The sequence below is a fragment of the Microcystis panniformis FACHB-1757 genome, from assembly GCF_001264245.1.
In the GTDB taxonomy this organism is placed as follows: Bacteria; Cyanobacteriota; Cyanobacteriia; order Cyanobacteriales; family Microcystaceae; genus Microcystis; species Microcystis panniformis.
The window spans coordinates 1,908,317-1,926,858 of the sequence record NZ_CP011339.1; the positions used below are offsets into that span (position 1 = coordinate 1,908,317).

An 18,542-nucleotide genomic window follows, 5' to 3' on the forward strand; every position below is an offset into this window, starting at 1 on the left:
CCGCGGGGGTGGGTTAGCTGTTGACTAATTATCTTGCTATTCGCACTAACCCACTCTGCTGATTTGTTCTAAAACCTGCCGCCATAAACCGGAATTAGAGACGGCTAAAACTTCGCTAGAATCAGCTTTTAGGGGATTACCTGACCAATCGCTAATTATTCCGCCCGCACCTTCAATAATCGGGATTAAAGCACAAAAATCGTAGTATTTTAGGTCTGATTCTAGGATTACCATCGGCATGGCAGTGCAGCCAGTGGCTAACATCATATAGTTATAGCAATCACCCCCAAAAGCGGTACGTTTACAGACGCTTTGCAGCTGACGAGCGATCGCTTGTTGTCGTTCTGTGATAAACATTAAGGGAGTGGTGGAGACTAAACAGGCATTTTTTAAGACAAGTTCCCGATCTTGACGGTAGGGATTAACAATCATCTGGTTATTATAAAGACTCGCTTTTCCCTTCACTCCTAACCAGCGATCGCCTAAAATCGGTTGATCGACAATTCCTAAAATCGGTTGATTTTCTGCCACTAGGCCGATTAAAGTCCCAAAAATCGGTAATCCCTTGACAAAAGAGGATGTGCCATCGATCGGATCCAATACCCAATAACGACCACTTTGGGAGGGAATATTGGCTCCTTCTTCCCTAATAACCCCATCTTCAGGCAATTCTCGCCGAATAATTGCCACCATTGCCTCCTCAGCTTCTTGATCGGCGATTGTTACTATTGAGGAAACTTGATCGAGTTTTGTCTCGGTTTCTAGATCAGGCTGCCGAAAATAGCGCCGGATAATCTCTCCAGAAGCGTCCGCTAATTGATGAGCTAGTTGGATAGTGCGATCGATATTCATGAGGGGAAACAATACAGCAGAATTTAGAAGACAGGAGACAGGAGACGGGAGTAGGGAGTCTGGGGAAGTGGGGGAGTGGGGAAGTGGGGAAGTGGGGAAGTGGGGAAGTGGGGAAGTGGGTAAGTGGGGAAGTGGGTAAGTGGGGAAGTGGGTAAGTGGGGAGATGGGGAAGTGGGGAAGTGGGGAAGTGGGGGATTTAGCGGAAATTTGCCTATCACCCTAAATCCCTATTGCCTCTTGGATAGTGCGAGCGATGTTCATCAATAAAAGTTATCCATACAGGAAAACAATAATGTTTATTTATGGGAAAGGGGAGATGGGGAAGTGGGGAAGTGGGGGAAATTTGCCTATCACCCTAAATCCCTATTGCCTCTTGGATAGTGCGATCGATGTTCATCAATAAAAGTTATTCATACAGGAAAACAATAATGTTTATTTATGGTAAAGGGGAAGTGGGGAAGTGGGGAAGTGGGGAGATGGGGAAGTGGGGAAGTGGGGAGATGGGGAAGTGGGGAAGTGGGGAGGTGGGGGATTTAGCGGAAATTTGCCTATCACCCTAAATCCCTATTGCCCCTTCCATAGTGCGATCGATGTTCATCAATAAAAGTTATCCATACAGGAAAACAATAATGTTTATTTATGGTAAAGGGGAAGTGGGGAAGTGGGGAAGTGGGGGAAATTTGCCTATCACCCTAAATCCCTATTGCGGCATCGAACCTAGAACTATCAATGGGTAACAGTTTGATTTTGACTCCATAATTAAATTAGTCAACGATCGACTCAATCTCAAGACGAGAAAAAATTAATCTATTAGGAGTTTAGCTGATGACGGCTTTTACGGAAAATGACCTAAAAAGGTTAGAAAATCTGATTATCAATGGACAAAAAGCGATCGAAACTCGTTTAACCTCTTTGGAGAATGGACAAAAAGCGATCGAAACTCGTTTAACCTCTTTGGAGAATGGACAAAAAGCGATCGAAACTCGTTTAACCTCTCTGGAGAATGGACAAAAAGCGATCGAAACTCGTTTAACCTCTCTGGAGAATGGACAAAAAGCGATCGAGAATAGCGTCGGAGAGATCAAAAGAGAAATTCAGGTCTTAGAGATAGGACAGACGGAAATTAAGGGAGAAATCAGGACTTTAGACGCAAAAATCACCGGTTTAAATGAAAGAGTGAAACTCATCGAGGCATCCGTGGGAAAAATTCCCGATTTAGCTGAAAAAATTTGGGAGGTATGGATGTGACTGCTTTTGTGGGTGGGGTAATTGGTTGGTTGATTCGGGGAAAATAAAACTAGGCAATGTAACATAGTATTAAGCATTTGTATCTTTTTATTAATTTTTATGGAACAGACAGCTTTAAATCTGATCGCAATTACCGTTTTTTCGATCACTCTTTCCGTATTTGTCACTCCTTTGCTGTCTATTTCGCCTTTTGTCCCCGCTTTAGCTACTTTTAGCCTCTTGGGATTAGTTACCGTCGATACTCTCACCTTTAATAACCGGGGTGTGACTTTACTACTGGATGCTCTTTCTCCTAGTAAACACCGTCAAAGAGTTATTCACCACGAAGCCGGACATTTTCTCACCGCTTATATTTTGGGCATTCCGATCGCCAGTTATAGTTTGACCGCTTGGGAAGCCTTTCGTCAAGGCCAGGAGGGAGTCGGCGGTGTTCAATTTGAACTAGCAGATTTAGAGCAAAAAGTCAAGAACTTTACCGATTTTCCGGCTTTTTTAGAGAGAATTTCTACGGTGTGGATGGCGGGAATTGCTGCCGAAACCTTAGTTTATGGTAAAGCAGCAGGGGGAGAAAGCGATCGATTTTATCTGCAATCGGCCTTAAAATTAGCGGGGGTCCCTGAGAATAATTATGCCCAAAAAGAGCGCTGGAGTTTATTACAGGCAAAAACTCTTTTAGAAAAACAACAGACTGCCTATCAAGCTTTAGTGATAGCTATGGAAAAAAGGGCAAGTGTGGAAGAATGCTGTCGGGTGATTAGTGAAAGTTTAGTATAACGGGAAAAGTAATCAGGGATGAATTTGATGATTTCCCCGTTAAATTATCAATCCGAGCAGCGATTAGCTTTAATTGTGCGCGGAGCAGTACAAGGGGTCGGTTTTCGTCCTTTTGTGTATCGATTAGCAACGGAATTAAACCTAACTGGTTGGGTGAGTAATACAGCAGCGGGAGTTTTTATTGAAGTCGAGGGCAATCGAGACAAACTAGAAACTTTTTTGACTCGATTATCTTTAGAAAAACCACCTCAATCCCTAATTGAAAATATTGAGACTCAATGGTTAAATCCCGTCGGATATCAAAACTTTAGCATACGCCAGAGTAGCGGTGGTGAAAAAAATACAATTGTTCTGCCGGATTTAGCCACTTGTCCCGATTGTTTAGCCGATATTTTTGACCCGAATAATCGTCGTTATCGCTATCCTTTTACTAACTGCACTAACTGCGGTCCTCGCTACAGTATTATCGAGAGTTTGCCCTATGATCGCAGTGCCACAACTATGAGGGGTTTTAATCAGTGTCCCGAATGTCAAAGGGAATACGAAAACCCTCTGGATCGCCGTTTTCATGCCCAACCGAATGCCTGTCCTCGTTGCGGACCCCAAATTAGTCTTTTAGATAGTCAAGGAACTGTATTAGCGGAAAAAGATCAAGCTTTAATCGCTACTGCTAGAGCAATTGAACAGGGAAAAATTATGGCGATCAAAGGATTAGGAGGATTTCACCTAGTCGTCGATGCAAGAAATACGGAAGCAGTGCAAAAATTGCGACAACGTAAACAGCGACCGGATAAACCTTTTGCCGTGATGTATCCTAATCTTGACTTAGTGAAAAACCACGGTTATGTATCTTCTTTAGAATCGCAATTATTGCAGTCTCCTGCAGCGGCAATTGTCCTGATTAAACAGCGAAAAAATTATCTTTCTGCTGCCGTTTCTCCGGGTAATCCCTATCTAGGAGTCATGTTACCCTATACTCCCCTACATCATCTTTTATTAGCAGAATTAGGCTTTCCGATTGTGGCAACCAGTGGTAATCTAGCCGATGAACCTATCTGTATCGACGAAAAAGAAGCTTTAGAAAAATTGGTAACTATCGCCGATTTATTTCTAGTTCATAATCGTCCCATCCTTCGACCAGTGGATGACTCTATTATCAGGGAAATGGCGGGAAAAGCGATGATTTTGCGCCGTGCGCGGGGATATGCTCCCTTTCCAGTTAAAGTTAATGAGGGAGATTTTCCCCCGATTATGGCCGTGGGAAGTTATTTTAAAAATACCGTGGCTATCTACCAAAAAAATCAAGTTTTTATTAGTCAACATATAGGCGATTTAGATACGGTTAATGCCGTCAATCATTTTGAAAATATCCTCGATAGTTTAAAAAAATTATACGAGTTTGCACCCGAAGTTATTGCCTGTGATGCTCATCCTGAATATCTAGCAACCAAGTACGCTTATAGTTTAAATTTACCCGTTATTCCCATTCAACACCATTACGCTCACGTTTTATCCTGCATGGCAGAACATCAGCTACAACCTCCGGTTTTAGGGGTTGCTTGGGATGGAACAGGATACGGTTTAGATGGCACAATTTGGGGGGGAGAGTTTATCCATATTGCTGCCGATTCTTGGGAGCGAGTCGCCCATTTTAAACCCTGGCCATTACCCGGAGGAGAAAAAGCGATTAAAGAACCCAGACGAGTGGCTTTAGGATTACTAGAAGTTATGGAAAATACTGATAGGATAAAATCAGCTTTTAGTGAACAGGAATGGTCGATTTTTAGGCAAATGTTAACAAAAAAAATTAATTGTCCTTTAACTTCTAGTGTCGGGCGTTTGTTTGATGGTGTGGCCGCGATTCTAGGTTTATGTTATCAATTAAGTTTTGAGGGACAGGCAGCAATGCAGTTAGAATTTGCCCTTGATGGCATTAAAACGGAGGAATATTATAATTTTTCTTTATCAGCTGACTCACCCATAGTTATTGATTGGAATCAGCTAATTTTAGGAGTTGTTGAGGATTTAGAAAAACAAGTACAAATCGGCATAATTGCCGCTAAATTTCATAATAGTTTAAGTGAGATTATTGTAGAAATTGCTCAGAAAATAGGTAGAGAAAAAATTCTCCTGACGGGAGGCTGTTTTCAAAATCGTTATCTGACGGAAAGAACAATTAATCGCCTACAAGCTTCAGGATTTCAACCCTACTGGCAGCAAACTGTTCCCACTAATGATGGTGGTATTAGCCTTGGTCAAATTATCGGGGCTTTTTCTCAACTTAAACAGTTCTAGATAGGACAAAATTAACTTCTTGGTTAGGATAGACAAGAGGCAAGGGGTGCCTCTCACATTTGCAGAAATACCGACAATCAGCAATTATCAGTGACCCTTAAATTATTACAGACATATCAGCAGCTGCCTGTAAGCATCCCACCGAAAAACCAATGCGCTCTAGGGTTTGGGTAGGGTTGATTCATGAATCAACCCTACTATAGAGTTCTTGCATAATTAATTCTTGAGAGTGCAAAAATGAGATGCACCCAGAGGTAAGAGGTAGTTATAAGCGTTAAAGATAAACCACAGAGACACAAAGAACACAGAGAGCCGATTTTTTTCTAGAATGTTGGGATGGTCGAAAATTGAGATTTTAGCTTAAACGATGCCACTCAACGATTTTATTGCCTACTTTCAAAATAATTGCTTGACCTAAACCCAGTTCTTGTGTCACATTAACTAGATGGGCGAAATTTTGATGAGTGATTGCTAGTCCCGGCAAACAGGCTAGAAAATCGAGACAGAGAACCGTAGAAAATTCCCAAGTTTGTCGGTAAACACGGCAATTATCCGGTAAAAAAGCCACAAGAGTGCGAAAATGACTCAAAGCGGCTTTCTCAAAATTGGCGCTAGTGCAGTCAAAAGACGAGTGCTGATAGCTCATAAAAACTTTGCCTGATAGGGAAAGAGCAGGGTTTCCCTCAGACTAGCACTTCCCTTCTGGGGATCACCTTCCCTTTAGAATTTCTCAATAGACTGGCAAATCCCCCCAGAGGAGTATTCTTACCCGCGAACAAATTGCTAGAAGCTAGGTTTCTTCCCGGAGATAGTGTACCTTAGATATTGATGTCCTTCCGGCTGGCAAGATAACCTGTAAATTTCCCCACTCGTCCCTAGAACGTAGGTTGGGTTGAAGCATGAAACCCAACCCCCGATCATGTTACGCTACCGCTAACCCATCCTACAAATAATTGTACCTCCCTACTTAACCTGTAAATTTCCCCACTCGTCCCCAGCGATAAAAGGCTGTATTTAGTCAAAAATCAAGTGTTGACTTTAATGCCAAACTTGCCTAATAAAAAATGATGACAGCCTCAAGTTGCCGCTTAACTAATTGACTACTTAACTGATAACTGGTAACTAAGATTATGAATAATGCAATTGTCAAACCGAGAGATGTACAAGTAGCACCGATTGCCGTCGATACTTTTGTCTTTCGTTCCCGCACTTGGGACCGGTTAAAATTCGAGATCGAATATGGATTACAAAAGGGAACCACCGCCAATAGTTATCTGATTAAAGGTGAAAAGGTCGCTCTTTTTGATCCACCGGGGGAATCATTTTCGGCCATATTTTTAGAGGCTTTAACTAAAAGAATCGATCCGAAAACTATTGATTATATTATCCTCGGTCACGTTAACCCCAATCGTGCCGTCACCCTCAAGGCACTTTTAGAAATCGCGCCTCAAGTCACTTTTGTTTGTTCTAATCCGGGGGCAATTTCCCTGAAAAAAATTCTCGAAACCGAAGCATTAAATCTGTTGGTTGTCAAGGGGGAAGAAATATTAAATTTAGGAGCAAACCATCAATTAGAATTTATCCCCACTCCTAACCCCAGATTTCCCGATCAACTCTGTACTTACGATAGCAAAACCGATATTCTCTACACCGATAAATTATTCGGAGCGCACGTTTGTGGCGACCAAATTTTTGATGAGGGTTGGAGCGTTTATAACGAAGATCGGCGTTATTATTTTGATTGTCTCATGGCTCCCTATGCCAGCCAAATTAGCAACGCTTTGGAGAAATTAGCCGCTAAATCGCCCTTATTTTATGCCGTTGGTCACGGTCCTCTGGTGCGTTACGGGATGCACGAATTGACCCTTTCCTATCAACAATGGTTAGCAGTACAAAAGTCCCAAGAGTTGACAATCGCCCTGATTTATGCTAGTGCCTACGGCAACACCGCCACCCTCGCTCAAGCGATCGCCATGGGGATCACGAAAGCGGCAGTAGCAGTGACGGCGATTAATGCCGAGTCCGCTGAACCAGAAGAGATCAAAACGGCGATCGAAAAAAGTGTCGGTTTTATCTTTGGTTCCCCCACTTTGGGAGGACACGCACCGACTCCCATCCAAACCGCCTTGGGGATTACCCTGTCCAATGGCGATAAAAGCAAGCTGGTGGGGGTTTTTGGCTCCTACGGTTGGAGTGGTGAAGCGATCGATCTTTTGGAAGGTAAATTCCGGGATGGCGGTTATCGCTTCGGTTTTGAGCCAATTCGGGTTAAATTTAAACCCACGGAGGCAATTTTAAAGACCTGTGAGGAAGCGGGAACCGATTTCGCTCAAGCAGTCAAAAAAGCTCGCAAAAGCAGACAACCGAAAACTAATGTTAACCAATCCCAAAGCGATCGGCGATCGCAAGCCCTGGGCCGTTTGGTGGGTTCTCTCTGTATCGTCACCTGCGAATTGGGGGAATTGCGCGGCGCCATGTTAGCCTCTTGGGTGTCGCAAGCGACGTTCACCCCCCCCGGATTGACTATTGCCGTGGCGAAAGAACGAGCGATCGAGTCTCTGCTTTATAGCGGTACGCCTTTTGTCCTTAATATCCTCCAAGAAGGTCAACATTTGGCTTTAATGAAGCATTTTCTTAAACCTTTTTCCCCCGGAGAAGATCGTTTTGCTAATATCGAAACCACTAAAGCTGAGAACGGTGGGCCGATTTTGGCCGAAGCGCTCGCTTATCTGGAATGTCGGGTAGAACAACGAATGGAGTGCGGTGATCATTGGCTGCTTTATGCGATCGCAGAAAAAGGCAGGGTTTTACACCAGGGTTTAACCGCCATCCATCATCGCAAATCTGGCAGTTATTATTAACTCATGGTGACGGGCAAGGGATCGCAAAAAACAAGGGTTTCGGCTGATCCCGAAAGTGAACAATACTCTCCCCTATCCTTCTGCTACTGTTTGTAAAACAAGATCATTGACATCCTCACCGCCGTAAACGGACGGCGATTCCCTACAGATCAAACAAACTTAATTGAACGATCTTTGGATGGGTTAACGCTTCACGGGATGCTGCTTCTTTAACAGAAGTCTTACACCTTCCTCTGCGTCCGTTTTTTGAGGTCTCCGATTGCCCACCGGCGACCTTGATATTAATTGCGGCGTTCACGTCTCGATCATGGAAAGTCCCACAAAAAAGACATTCCCACTCACGGATATTTAATGCTTTCTTACCGCCGATATTCCCACAACAGGAACATCGCTGAGACGTTGGCTCCCATCGGGAAATTATCCGAAAATCACGCCCATATTTATCAGATTTTGCCGATAGCATATCTCGAAAAGAACGCCATCCTAAGTCTGATATAGCACGGGATAACTTGCGATTTTTAACCATTCCGATGTGTTTAAATCCTCTAAAATTATCGTTTGATTTTCACGAACAACTCTAGTGGATAGTTTATGCAAGAAATCAGTACGAGTGTCTTTAATCTTTGCGTGGATTTTAGCTACTCGTTTCCTAGCTTTTTCCCGTCGTTTACTTCCTTTCTGTTTTCTAGAAAGGTTTTTCTGTGCTTTTCTTAGTCGTTTTAATCGTTTCTTTAACGGTTTCGGTGCGTCTATCTTTTCTCCTGTTGAGAGGGTAGCAAAGGCAGCAATCCCTAGATCAATTCCCACTGACTCCCCATTATTGGGAAGTATTTCGGACTGAATCTCGACAACAAAGCTGAGAAAATAGCGATCCGCCGCATCTTTAATCACGGTGACGCTAGAAGGTTTAGAAGGTAATGGACGACTCCAAACTATTCTTAGATCACCGATTTTCGCTAAAGTAACGCAGTGTTGGTTAACGGTAAAACCATTGTCAGTAAATCTTGCTGATTGCTTAGATTTACGCTTCTTAAATTGAGGAGGTTTGACTTTTCTTCCTTTTCTCTCTCCCTTGCAAGATGCAAAGAAGTTAGAGTAAGCAGTCTCTAAGTCTCTCAAAGACTGCTGTAAAGGGATAGAAGAAACCTCGGTTAACCACTGCTTTTTTTCTGTTTTTTTGATTTGAGTTAGTCTTTTAGATAACTCGGTATATTTTGGCTTTTTCTCCCCTTGTCGATAGAGTTCTTGGCAGTAGGCTAAGGTATCGTTCCAGACAACACGCACACACCCGAACAACTGAGACAAAAGCCTCTTTTGTTGGTCTGTTGGGTAAATACGGTATTGATACCTCGCTTTCATTGGGTTAAGATGTGTGTGTCTGTACTCTATTCTAACTAGGTCTGTTAATAATGTCAAGTCAGTTGCGAAGAGAAAGAAACTCTGTTTCCGATTTAAAGATACACTTGGTCTGTGTGACAAAATACAGAAGTAAGGTTTTTACTGGTAAAAGTCTGACTTTAGTTGAAAAGTCTTTTAGGGAAGTTGCGGGAAAAATGAATTTTCAGATATTGGAATTTAACGGGGAGTCTAATCATATACACGCATTGATTGAATACCCGCCAAAACTATCTATTTCCGTAATGGTCAATTCTTTAAAGGGAGTCTCTAGTCGTAGGTATGGACAAGCTGGTTATCCTAAACCGCACGGGAAAGACGCTCTTTGGTCGCCCAGTTATTTTGTATCTTCTGTAGGAGGTGCGCCACTGGAAGTTCTTAAGTGCTACATTGAAAATCAGGAAAAGCCGTCGTAAAACGACGGGGTTTTAACCCAAATTTTCGATAAATTTCTGGCTGTAGTATATGCCTTGTTGTTGCATCGTTTCTATGTAAGGTTTGACTGCAGCGATCTTTCCCAACTGTTTTGCTTTAATTAAAAGGGAGCATCTCACTTACGCGATAAGTAATTATACTTAGCCTAAAAGCCACTCTTAATCGTGTCTTGGAACGAAATAGAGGCTTTTAAAGACTGCGTACATGGAGAATTAAAACAAGAATTACCCTCGAAAAGCCTATTTTTCCACTAAGTATTTATGCTCATTGCAAAGGTGAGATGCTCCCTAATTAAAATACCGATCGAACCTGTAATTGGAATATTGAGAGATTTACACACCTGACGAGCAGCTAATTCATCGATAAGCACTAAAGAGGCTTTTTGTTCTAGTGCAAGGACGATGACTTCTGATTCTCCTCGATCTAGAGTCGGTAATAGTAAGGAAACCTGCTGTTGAGAGGCGATTTCTCGGACAGAAATCCACTGTTCTCGTAATAGATCGATCGAGCCAGTTTTGTCCTGATCGTAAGTGCTGATTTCAAGAGCTACTGCCTTAGGAATAACGATGCTTTTAACTATTTCTTGTAAAAGACCGAGTTGACCAATTCGCGCAAAAGCGATGAGGGGAGTAGCGTTACTTACAATCATCAGGCTCCAGTTTTTCTATTCCCTTTAATTCAACCGCTAACGCCGATTCGTCATAATCAAACAATACAATCCCTTTTTTAGACAAAATATCCATAAATTCTAGGCGATTAATTCTCGCTAATTCCGCCGCTTTTCCTAAAGAAAGTCGCTTTTCTTGAAAATAATAAATAGCGGCCAGAAGTTTAATTTCTTGACCGAGTTCATCAATTCCTATTTTTAAAGCGGCAAGAACATCGGGAGAAAATTCTAGATTTAATATTTCATTTTTCATTCTAAGTACCTAGTTAAAAATAAAGTTAACTTTAGAGACAAGGGAACTCCGGAACAGGGAACAGAAGGGTTTCTGACTTTTTTTAAGATGTCTCTTAATTATTACAGCTTACAGCGTTTCTCATAAAGATGAAGTATAATCTGATTTGGCATCGTCTCCTGACTCCTGATTGAGGTGATTAAACCGCACAGTGCGCTATTATAGCAGCGGGCAGAAGGCAGAAGGAAAATCCTTGCCAGAACTGAATTTTAGCGATTTAGGTTGTCCTAACCAACTCGTTCTCTGCTATAAGTCTTATTAAGGGGGTGTTAGACCGATGCAGGTGAGATAGTGGCAGCAATTCTCATTTTGAAACGATTTTGCCTTGTTTCAGCGATCTAGAGATTCGTTAAGAATTATTAACCCCTCTAGATGCAAGGGTTTTGATGTCATGAAACCTTAAAATGAGAATTGCTGATAATACCTCCCATCGACTCTACCCACTTTATATCCATTTTGTCCTTAATATCCTGCAAGAAGGACAACATATAGCTTTAATGAAGCATTTTCTTAAACCTTTTTCCCCCGGAGAAGATCGTTTCGCTAATATCGAAACCACTAAAGCTGAGAACGGTGGGCCGATTTTGGCCGAAGCGCTCGCTTATCTGGAATGTCGGGTGGGACAACGAATGGAGTGCGGTGATCATTGGTTGATTTATGCGATCGCAGAAAAAGGTAAGGTTTTACACCAAGGTTTAACCGCCATCCATCATCGCAAATCTGGCAGTTATTATTAATTTGTTGTTATGATCATTTCAGGGGGTGTGTTAAGGCAAAATAACGCACCCTGATTTATCAGAAAATAAATTCTTATGAAAAGTATTGTTTTAATTGTTGGCTTTGAAACCTTTAACACCAATTTATATCGGCAATCGGGCCTGTTGGCTAGTTCTAAATGTCCCGATTTAGAGGTAAAAGTATTTAGCGATAAATCCTTGACGAGCGAACCGGAAATAGTCGAGCAAGCTTTAGCCACTGCCGACGTTTTTTTTGCTAGTTTGATCTTCGATTACGATCAAGTTACTTGGCTGCGGCAACGAGCGGCACAGATTCCGATTCGCTTAGTTTTTGAGTCTGCTTTAGAGTTAATGAGTTTAACCCGTTTGGGAGAATTTGCCATCGGGGATAAACCAAAAGGAATGCCAAAACCAATTCAATTTATCTTAAGTAAATTTTCCAGTGGCAAGGAAGAAGATAAGTTAGCCGGTTATCTCAGTTTCCTCAAAACTGGTCCGAAACTACTGAAATTTATTCCCGCTAAAAAAGTTCAAGATTTGCGTAATTGGTTAATTATTTACGGTTATTGGAATGCGGGAGGAACCGAAAATGTTGCCGCTATGTGTTGGGTAATTGCCCAAAAATATCTAGGATTAAAAGTACGGGAAATACCCGAAGTTATCGAAACTCCCAATAAGGGACTATTACACCCAGATTATCAGGGTTATTTTCTCACTCCCCAAGAATATTTGACCTGGTATAAAAAAAATAAATCCCTTGATAAACCAGTGGTGGCGCTGCTGCTTTATCGGAAGCACGTTATCAGTAAACTACCCTATATTAATCAATTAATCCGTCATTTTGAAACGGCTAATTTAATTCCCCTACCCGTGTTTATTAACGGAGTGGAAGGTCATACAATTGTTCGGGATTGGTTAACCACAGACTACGAAATTCAGCAAAGAAAAAAAGGAATCATTGAAACTCCTTCTTTAAGTGAAGATGCGGTGACAGTAGATGCAATTGTCTCGACGATTGGCTTTCCTTTGGTGGGGGGTCCTGCGGGTTCTATGGAAGCAGGAAGACAGGTAGAAGTGGCTAAACGAATTCTGTCGGCTAAAAATATTCCTTATCTTATCGCTGCCCCTTTATTGATTCAAGATATTTATTCTTGGACAAGACAGGGAATCGGTGGTTTACAGAGTGTGGTTCTATACGCTTTACCGGAATTAGATGGAGCAATTGATACGATTCCTCTGGGGGATTAGTGGGGGAAACTATCTATTTAATACCCGAAAGATTACAGCGTTTAACTGGACGTTTAAATAGTTGGATTAAGTTACATAAAACCCCTCCCCAAGAACGCAAAATAGCCATCATTCTCTATGGATTTCCCCCGGGTTATGGAGCAGTTGGTACGGCAGCTTTATTAAATGTTCCCCGGAGTTTAGTTAAGTTTTTACAAGCTTTACAAGCGCAGGGTTATAGTGTGGGAACGATTCCCGAAGACGGGGAAGAAATTATTCAAAAAGTTAAATTTGCCGATGATGAAAATCTCTCTAAACAAAATCGTTTATCGATAGAAACTTTAGAAAATTGGCTAGGTTATCTATTAACTTCTCGCATTGAAAAACACTGGAAATCCCTTAAAGATGCGGGAATAAAAACTATTGGCGACCAATATCATTTAGGGGGAATTGAGTTAGGTAATATCTGGATTGGAGTGCAGCCACCTTTAGGAATTGCTGGGGATCCGATGCGGTTAATGTTTGAAAAAGATTTAACTCCTCACCCTCAGTATGCAGCCTTTTATCAGTGGTTACAAAAAGATTTTAAGACCGATGCGATCATTCATTTTGGTATGCACGGAACCGTCGAATGGCTGCCCGGTTCACCCCTAGGAAATACTGGTTATTCTTGGTCAGATATTTTATTAGGAGATTTACCGAATTTATATATTTATGCCGCTAATAATCCCTCGGAATCTATCCTAGCTAAACGTCGCGGTTATGGGGTGTTAATTTCCCATAATGTGCCTCCCTACGGACGAGCGGGATTATATAAAGAATTGATGATTTTACGAGATTTAATTGCCGAGTTTCGAGAAAATCCTGAGAAAAATTACGCTTTAAGAGATAGTATCCTCCAAAAGATTATTGATACAGGTATCTCTAAAGATTGTCCTTTTCTGGAAGCAGAAAAACAGGGAATAGAATTCACTTTAGAAAATGCCAAATTATTTAGCCGCTATGCACTAACTGATTATTTTGTCAAGGTGTATAATTACCTACAAATCGTCGAACAAAGACTATTTTCTTCGGGTTTACACACCCTAGGAACTGCTCCTAATCAGGAAGAATTAAAAGGTTATCTTGATGCTTATTTTACCGATTTATCTGAGCGAGAATTTCAGCAAATTATCGCTGACGAAGCAACCAATGAAAAGCTTAAAGAAGGCATTACTATTAAAAATTTATTAGGACAAAATAGCGAAGAATTAACTAATCTTTTGCGGGGATTAAATGGGGAATATGTACCCCCGGCGCCGGGGGGTGATTTACTCCGAGATGGTGCGGGAGTTTTGCCCACAGGACGCAATATACACGCTTTAGACCCCTACCGGATGCCTTCCCCAGCAGCCTACACCCGCGGACGAGAAATCGCCAAAAAACTGCTAGAACAAAACTTAACCGAAAAAGGAAAATATCCCGAAACTGTAGCGGTTTTACTCTGGGGATTGGATGTGATTAAAACTAAGGGTGAATCCCTGGGTATTCTCTTAGAATTAGTCGGTGCGGAACCAGTGAAAGAGGGGACAGGAAGAATTGTCAGGTATGAATTAAAACCTCTCGGGGAAATTGGACACCCGCGCATCGATATTCTGGCTAATTTATCGGGAATTTTTCGGGATACTTTTATCAATATTATCGAGTTATTGGATGATTTAATGCAGCGGGCAGCCGAGATAGAAGAATCGGAAAATGATAATTATATCCGTAAGCACTATTTAGCCTTAAAAAGTCAAGGAATTGACAATGCCAGCGCTCGTTTATTTTCCAATCCTGCCGGGGATTTTGGCTCTTTAGTTAATGACCAAGTAGTGGAGGGAAATTGGGACAATGACAACGAATTAGCGAAAACTTGGGAAAAGCGTAATGTTTTTAGTTATGGTCGTCAAGATAAGGGACAAGCGCGGCCAGAAGTGCTACAACAGTTATTAAAAACCAGTGAAAGTATTATCCAAGAAATTGACTCGGTAGAATACGGTTTAACCGATATTCAGGAATACTACGGCAACACGGGAGGATTAAAATTAGCCGCAGAAAAACAAAGCGGTAAACGGGTAATGACAAGTTTTGTCGAGAGTTTTTCCAATGATACAACTCCCCGCAAATTAGAGGAGGTTTTGCGCTTAGAATACCGCAGTAAATTACTCAATCCTAAATGGGCCAATGCCATGGTTAATCAAGGTTCCGGTGGGGCCTACGAAATCTCCCAAAGAATGACCGCTTTAATTGGTTGGGGCGGTACGGCTAATTTTAGTGACGATTGGGTGTATGATCAGGCAGCCGATACCTACGCTTTTGATGCAGAAATGGCGGAAAAATTGCGTCAAGCTAATCCCGAAGCTTTCCGTAATATTGTCGGTAGAATGTTAGAAGCACAGGGTCGCGGTTTTTGGCAAGCAGACCCCGACAAATTAGAGAAATTACAGGAATTATATCAATTGACCGATGAAAAATTAGAAGGGGTTACTTAGGTTTTTTAGGCTGCATCTCATTTTTGTCAATCTACCAAGTTGGGATTTTTACGGGGACACTCTCGGCTAAAATCGGTCATTACTTCCGATTTTACCACTCAATCCAAGCCTTTGGGGGTTCTACCCCCCAAACCCCCCGTTGGGGGCGTGGCGCCGCCCCCAAACCCCCCGCGCATTAGTTTTTCGGTGGGATGCTTACACGCAGCCGCTGACCCATCTGTAATAATTTAAGAGTCACTGATAATTGCTGATTGTCGGTATTTCTGCAAATGTGAGATGCACCCGGGTTTTCATCGCAACAGGGAATCCTGATGATAATCTGATTTCCCTCCTGTTTTACTCAGCAGACGGATATTTTCAATCAGGATTGATTTTTCTAACGCTTTGGCCATATCGTATAAAGTCAAGGCTGCCACAGATACCGCCGTTAAAGCTTCCATTTCTACCCCAGTTTCCGATTTTGTCACCACTTCTGCCCGAATTTCGTAGCCGGGTAACTCTGCTTTCGGGATAATCTGAACATTGATTTTTTGCAGGGGTAAGGGATGGCAAAGGGGAATTAAGGAGGAAGTTTGTTTGGCCGCCATAATTCCTGCTAGTCTGGCCGTCCCTAAAACGTCACCTTTAGGCGCATTTCCCTGTTCTATGGCTTCAAAAGTCGTTTTTAGCATTCTCACTTGTCCTAGGGCGATAGCAGTGCGTTTAGTGGGCATTTTCTCCGATACATCCACCATCTGGGCCTGGCCTTGGCCGTCGAGATGAGATAATTTTTCTTTACCCTCTTGCGTCATTGAATGAACCTGTGCTATAGTAGTTTACTGTTGAGAAAAACAAGGGCTTGTAGCTTAGTGGATTAGAGCGTGTGGCTACGGACCACAAGGTCGGGAGTTCGAGTCTCTCCAAGCCCGTTAGATACAATGGCATATACTACAGGAATTAGGGACATATAGTTCCTAATTTCTTTGGTTTTTTGCCCCATCTTCCCACTTTCCTATACTTTTTAAACAGGATTTAGTATCAGCAGCCAGTTTTGCCGAGGTATTTTTTACCCTCAAACAGTGAAAGAAACTAAACTTTTAGGATTGTATAATACTAAATCTGGTTATTAAAAACTGATTATTTATTCCCCCTTTTGCCTTTTGCCTCTTGCCTTTTGCCTGTCCTTATAAGTAACCTATGCTCAACGGATTTAGTATAATATGAATTCTCCTGCACCTGTGCCGACACCCTTTCAAGTTGCTTTAGAGCGTTACCAGAATGCTCTAAATTATTTAGATACTTCTCATAATAAATCTCTGAAAAAAGCACAGGCTTTAGAAATTATTGCCGCCAGAGATGCTCTTCATAAACAAATGGAAGCTGAGGCGGAAATTTCGGTTGATATGTCGTCAAAATTAATCGAACAAGATAATAGATTAAAACAGAAAAGCTACAAAATTACTCAAGTTCTTGACTTAGCTGAATATCGGGAGACTTTACCTATTTCTGCTCAGGCTTGGTGGTGGCATTTAGAAAGTAGGGAATCTCTGCATCCTTGCAATCGCTTTGATTGGCTATTGAGAATCGTTAAACTGGTTTTATTAGGGGTTAATTTTACATTAATCGGAACGATTGCTACTCGGTTTCTTAGTGGTGGTTCAGGTTTGCTAGAAATAGGGGGTGTTATTTTTTCGACTTTCATTTCTTTATTACAAACTGAAAATGCTCTCACACGGACGCGCCAGAAGGGTTTTGTTAAGTTAATGAAATTGCTTGGGATTGCTGAACATTGGTATGAAGAAATACAGTTTTCTGTAACAGTAATAGTCTTTGCTATTCTCTTGGGAATTTATCTAAATTTCTCTTGGTTTTCTGAGCTTTATAAGCAAGAAGGCAACCGTTTACAATCTCCTCCGCCAGCAAGTCAAGAATTTCCTAATTTAGCTTCAGCCGAAGAGAAGTATTTAAAAGCGATTGAGTTAGATCCAGATAATCTAGATGCTCATTATAAGTTAGCAACACTTTATGAAGAGTTACAGGATTTGACTAATGGGAAGAAACACTATTTAATTGCGGCAAAAGGTGGTTTTATAGATGCTTATAATAATCTCGCTTATTGGTATCTGCGCGATAATAAGAATGCAGAAGCAGTAGAGTTACTGGAAAAAGCCAAGAGATTATTAGGAGAAAAAGATGAAAAACTAGACCAATTTACTGAAGAGGAGAAACGCAATTTAGCAGTACAAAAATATAGTATTTATAAAAATCTAGGCTGGGCCAGATTTAAGCAAAATCGCAGTGAAGATGCAGTTCCTAATCTTTTAGTTGCTATTGGTATCGCTGAAAATCCAGCTTATCAGAAATTTATCCGCAATCCCGGTGCTGCTTTTTGTATTTATGCTCAACTTTTAGAAAAAGAAGACAAGAAATTATCTCAGGAAAATTGGCGTAAATGTCTTAATTTAGCTCAAGGGAGGGAAATTAAGACAGAGGAAGAACAATGGTTATATGAAGCGAGGAAAAAATTAAAGTGAAGTAAAGTTTAGTGACTATTCTCTGAGTAATGCGCTAAATCCTTCTTGCTGAAAATGCTTATCAAAGGTTAATATTTCAGAGATTTCCAGTTGTCTCATAATCTGCATGGAAGCACAATCAGTTAAGCTATAACCTTTATCTAATCGTCTTTGATAAAAATCAAAAGCCTGCTCAAATTGTTCACTGGTTTGGGGAATGATTTCTATACTAGAATCGTTTTTCAAATCGTTGGTTAAGTTAATAGCAGATTGGCGTAGATAATCTCCTCTTCCTGACAATGCGTTAAGTAATTCTGTCAAAATCATTTCGCTAGTAATTCCTGTAAATTTTCCTAGTCTTACTGTCATTAGTGTGGCAAGTTCATGGAGATTGTCTCTATAATCAGCGAGTGCTTGCAAATAGGATGTATCTAAGAAAATTTTTCTCATTCTTCCTCATCTTCTCTTGGTGCGCCGTACATATAGTGTTCAAAATTACGCGCAAAGTCTGTAGGTAAGTGTTTTCGCCATTCTGACTGGGGAACAAGTGCGCCAATTTCTGCAATTCTTTGCCAAAAAGGTTTTTTGCGGAATTCGGGATCAGCTTGAAGTTGAGCGAATTTTGCTTGTAATTCAGCTATTGTCGGAAGTTCCTCTATTGTCGGAATTTCTTCTGTGCGAGTGGGATTGTTTGGGGGATTCATAATCATTTAGTGGGATTGGTTTACTACATATATTATAACTTTGAATTGAC

At 41.4% G+C, this 18,542-nt stretch carries 17 protein-coding genes, 1 tRNA gene and 3 pseudogenes; 12 read left to right on the forward strand and 9 right to left on the reverse strand.

Annotated elements, in window-relative coordinates:
• Nucleotides 1-45: 45 nt before the first annotated feature.
• Nucleotides 46-852: a histidinol-phosphatase gene (hisN, locus tag VL20_RS09225; RefSeq protein WP_052276314.1), complete on the reverse strand. Its 807-nt coding sequence runs from the start codon at nt 850-852 to the stop codon at nt 46-48.
• On the opposite strand from hisN, the gene VL20_RS31465 reads away from it, so the two are divergent.
• The 6 genes from VL20_RS31465 (at nt 851) to hypF (ending at nt 5,169) form a co-directional block, all read left to right on the forward strand.
• The gene (locus VL20_RS31465; RefSeq protein WP_162490488.1) at nt 851-991 is read left to right on the forward strand and encodes a hypothetical protein; all 141 of its coding nucleotides are present in this window, start codon (nt 851-853) and stop codon (nt 989-991) included. The two genes, hisN and VL20_RS31465, sit on opposite strands and share 2 nt — an antisense overlap.
• Complete coding sequence (locus VL20_RS27890; protein ID WP_167341526.1) at nt 976-1,119, forward strand: hypothetical protein; 144 nt, start codon at nt 976-978, stop codon at nt 1,117-1,119. The genes VL20_RS31465 and VL20_RS27890 overlap by 16 nt, the downstream gene beginning before the upstream one ends.
• A gap of 161 nt (nt 1,120-1,280) precedes the next feature.
• Nucleotides 1,281-1,412: a hypothetical protein gene (locus VL20_RS32455; protein WP_284526064.1), complete on the forward strand. Its 132-nt coding sequence runs from the start codon at nt 1,281-1,283 to the stop codon at nt 1,410-1,412.
• Between the two features lie 265 nt (nt 1,413-1,677).
• Nucleotides 1,678-2,100: a coiled-coil domain-containing protein gene (locus VL20_RS09230; RefSeq protein ID WP_284526065.1), complete on the forward strand. Its 423-nt coding sequence runs from the start codon at nt 1,678-1,680 to the stop codon at nt 2,098-2,100.
• A 99-nt stretch (nt 2,101-2,199) separates the two neighbouring features.
• Nucleotides 2,200-2,874 carry a hypothetical protein gene (locus VL20_RS09235; protein WP_002766973.1) on the forward strand — a complete coding sequence of 225 codons (675 nt, stop codon included), beginning with the start codon at nt 2,200-2,202 and terminating at the stop codon, nt 2,872-2,874.
• A gap of 27 nt (nt 2,875-2,901) precedes the next feature.
• Nucleotides 2,902-5,169 (forward strand): carbamoyltransferase HypF, encoded by a 2,268-nt coding sequence (hypF, locus tag VL20_RS09240; RefSeq protein ID WP_369800450.1) that lies wholly within the window; start codon nt 2,902-2,904, stop codon nt 5,167-5,169.
• A gap of 355 nt (nt 5,170-5,524) precedes the next feature.
• Here hypF and VL20_RS09245 read toward each other — a convergent pair whose 3' ends face one another.
• A complete protein-coding gene (locus VL20_RS09245) occupies nt 5,525-5,815 on the reverse strand; it encodes a hypothetical protein (protein WP_052276315.1) in 291 nt (96 codons plus the stop codon).
• A 484-nt stretch (nt 5,816-6,299) separates the two neighbouring features.
• Here VL20_RS09245 and VL20_RS09250 point away from each other — a divergent pair, with 484 nt between their 5' ends.
• A complete protein-coding gene (locus VL20_RS09250) occupies nt 6,300-8,030 on the forward strand; it encodes a diflavin flavoprotein (protein ID WP_052276316.1) in 1,731 nt (576 codons plus the stop codon).
• Nucleotides 8,031-8,172: 142 nt separating this feature from the next.
• Here the strand turns inward: VL20_RS09250 and VL20_RS09255 are convergent.
• Nucleotides 8,173-9,389, reverse strand: a pseudogene (locus VL20_RS09255) (RNA-guided endonuclease InsQ/TnpB family protein).
• A gap of 50 nt (nt 9,390-9,439) precedes the next feature.
• Here VL20_RS09255 and tnpA point away from each other — a divergent pair.
• On the forward strand, nt 9,440-9,841 hold the full coding sequence (gene tnpA, locus VL20_RS09260; protein ID WP_052276317.1) for an IS200/IS605 family transposase: 402 nt from the start codon (nt 9,440-9,442) through the stop codon (nt 9,839-9,841).
• Between the two features lie 12 nt (nt 9,842-9,853).
• Here the strand turns inward: tnpA and VL20_RS33690 are convergent, their stop codons facing one another.
• From VL20_RS33690 to VL20_RS09270, 3 genes are all read right to left on the reverse strand, one after another.
• Nucleotides 9,854-9,979, reverse strand: a complete 126-nt coding sequence (locus tag VL20_RS33690; protein ID WP_369800451.1) for a DUF3368 domain-containing protein — start codon at nt 9,977-9,979, stop codon at nt 9,854-9,856.
• A 131-nt stretch (nt 9,980-10,110) separates the two neighbouring features.
• Nucleotides 10,111-10,509: a PIN domain-containing protein gene (locus tag VL20_RS09265; protein WP_284526066.1), complete on the reverse strand. Its 399-nt coding sequence runs from the start codon at nt 10,507-10,509 to the stop codon at nt 10,111-10,113.
• Nucleotides 10,496-10,780, reverse strand: a complete 285-nt coding sequence (locus tag VL20_RS09270) for a UPF0175 family protein (RefSeq protein WP_002754799.1) — start codon at nt 10,778-10,780, stop codon at nt 10,496-10,498. Before VL20_RS09270 ends, VL20_RS09265 begins: the two co-directional genes overlap by 14 nt.
• Nucleotides 10,781-11,274: 494 nt before the next feature.
• On the opposite strand from VL20_RS09270, the pseudogene VL20_RS09275 reads away from it, so the two are divergent.
• Both VL20_RS09275 and bchH read left to right on the forward strand, forming a co-directional pair.
• Nucleotides 11,275-11,556: pseudogene (locus tag VL20_RS09275) on the forward strand (flavin reductase family protein); the annotation flags it as partial.
• A 75-nt stretch (nt 11,557-11,631) separates the two neighbouring features.
• Nucleotides 11,632-15,296 (forward strand): annotated as a pseudogene (gene bchH, locus VL20_RS09280) (magnesium chelatase subunit H).
• Nucleotides 15,297-15,586: 290 nt separating this feature from the next.
• Here the strand turns inward: bchH and moaC are convergent.
• On the reverse strand, nt 15,587-16,087 hold the full coding sequence (moaC, locus tag VL20_RS09285; RefSeq protein ID WP_052276318.1) for a cyclic pyranopterin monophosphate synthase MoaC: 501 nt from the start codon (nt 16,085-16,087) through the stop codon (nt 15,587-15,589).
• A gap of 43 nt (nt 16,088-16,130) precedes the next feature.
• Here moaC and VL20_RS09290 point away from each other — a divergent pair.
• Together VL20_RS09290 and VL20_RS09295 are read left to right on the forward strand one after the other, a co-directional pair.
• Nucleotides 16,131-16,204, forward strand: a tRNA-Arg gene (locus VL20_RS09290).
• Between the two features lie 291 nt (nt 16,205-16,495).
• Complete coding sequence (locus VL20_RS09295) at nt 16,496-17,809, forward strand: tetratricopeptide repeat protein (RefSeq protein ID WP_052276319.1); 1,314 nt, start codon at nt 16,496-16,498, stop codon at nt 17,807-17,809.
• Nucleotides 17,810-17,824: 15 nt separating this feature from the next.
• Here VL20_RS09295 and VL20_RS09300 read toward each other — a convergent pair whose 3' ends face one another.
• Nucleotides 17,825-18,238: a type II toxin-antitoxin system VapC family toxin gene (locus VL20_RS09300; RefSeq protein WP_052276320.1), complete on the reverse strand. Its 414-nt coding sequence runs from the start codon at nt 18,236-18,238 to the stop codon at nt 17,825-17,827.
• The gene (locus VL20_RS09305; protein WP_002766985.1) at nt 18,235-18,498 is read right to left on the reverse strand and encodes a hypothetical protein; all 264 of its coding nucleotides are present in this window, start codon (nt 18,496-18,498) and stop codon (nt 18,235-18,237) included. The genes VL20_RS09300 and VL20_RS09305 overlap by 4 nt, the downstream gene beginning before the upstream one ends.
• Between the last annotated feature and the right edge of the window lie 44 nt (nt 18,499-18,542).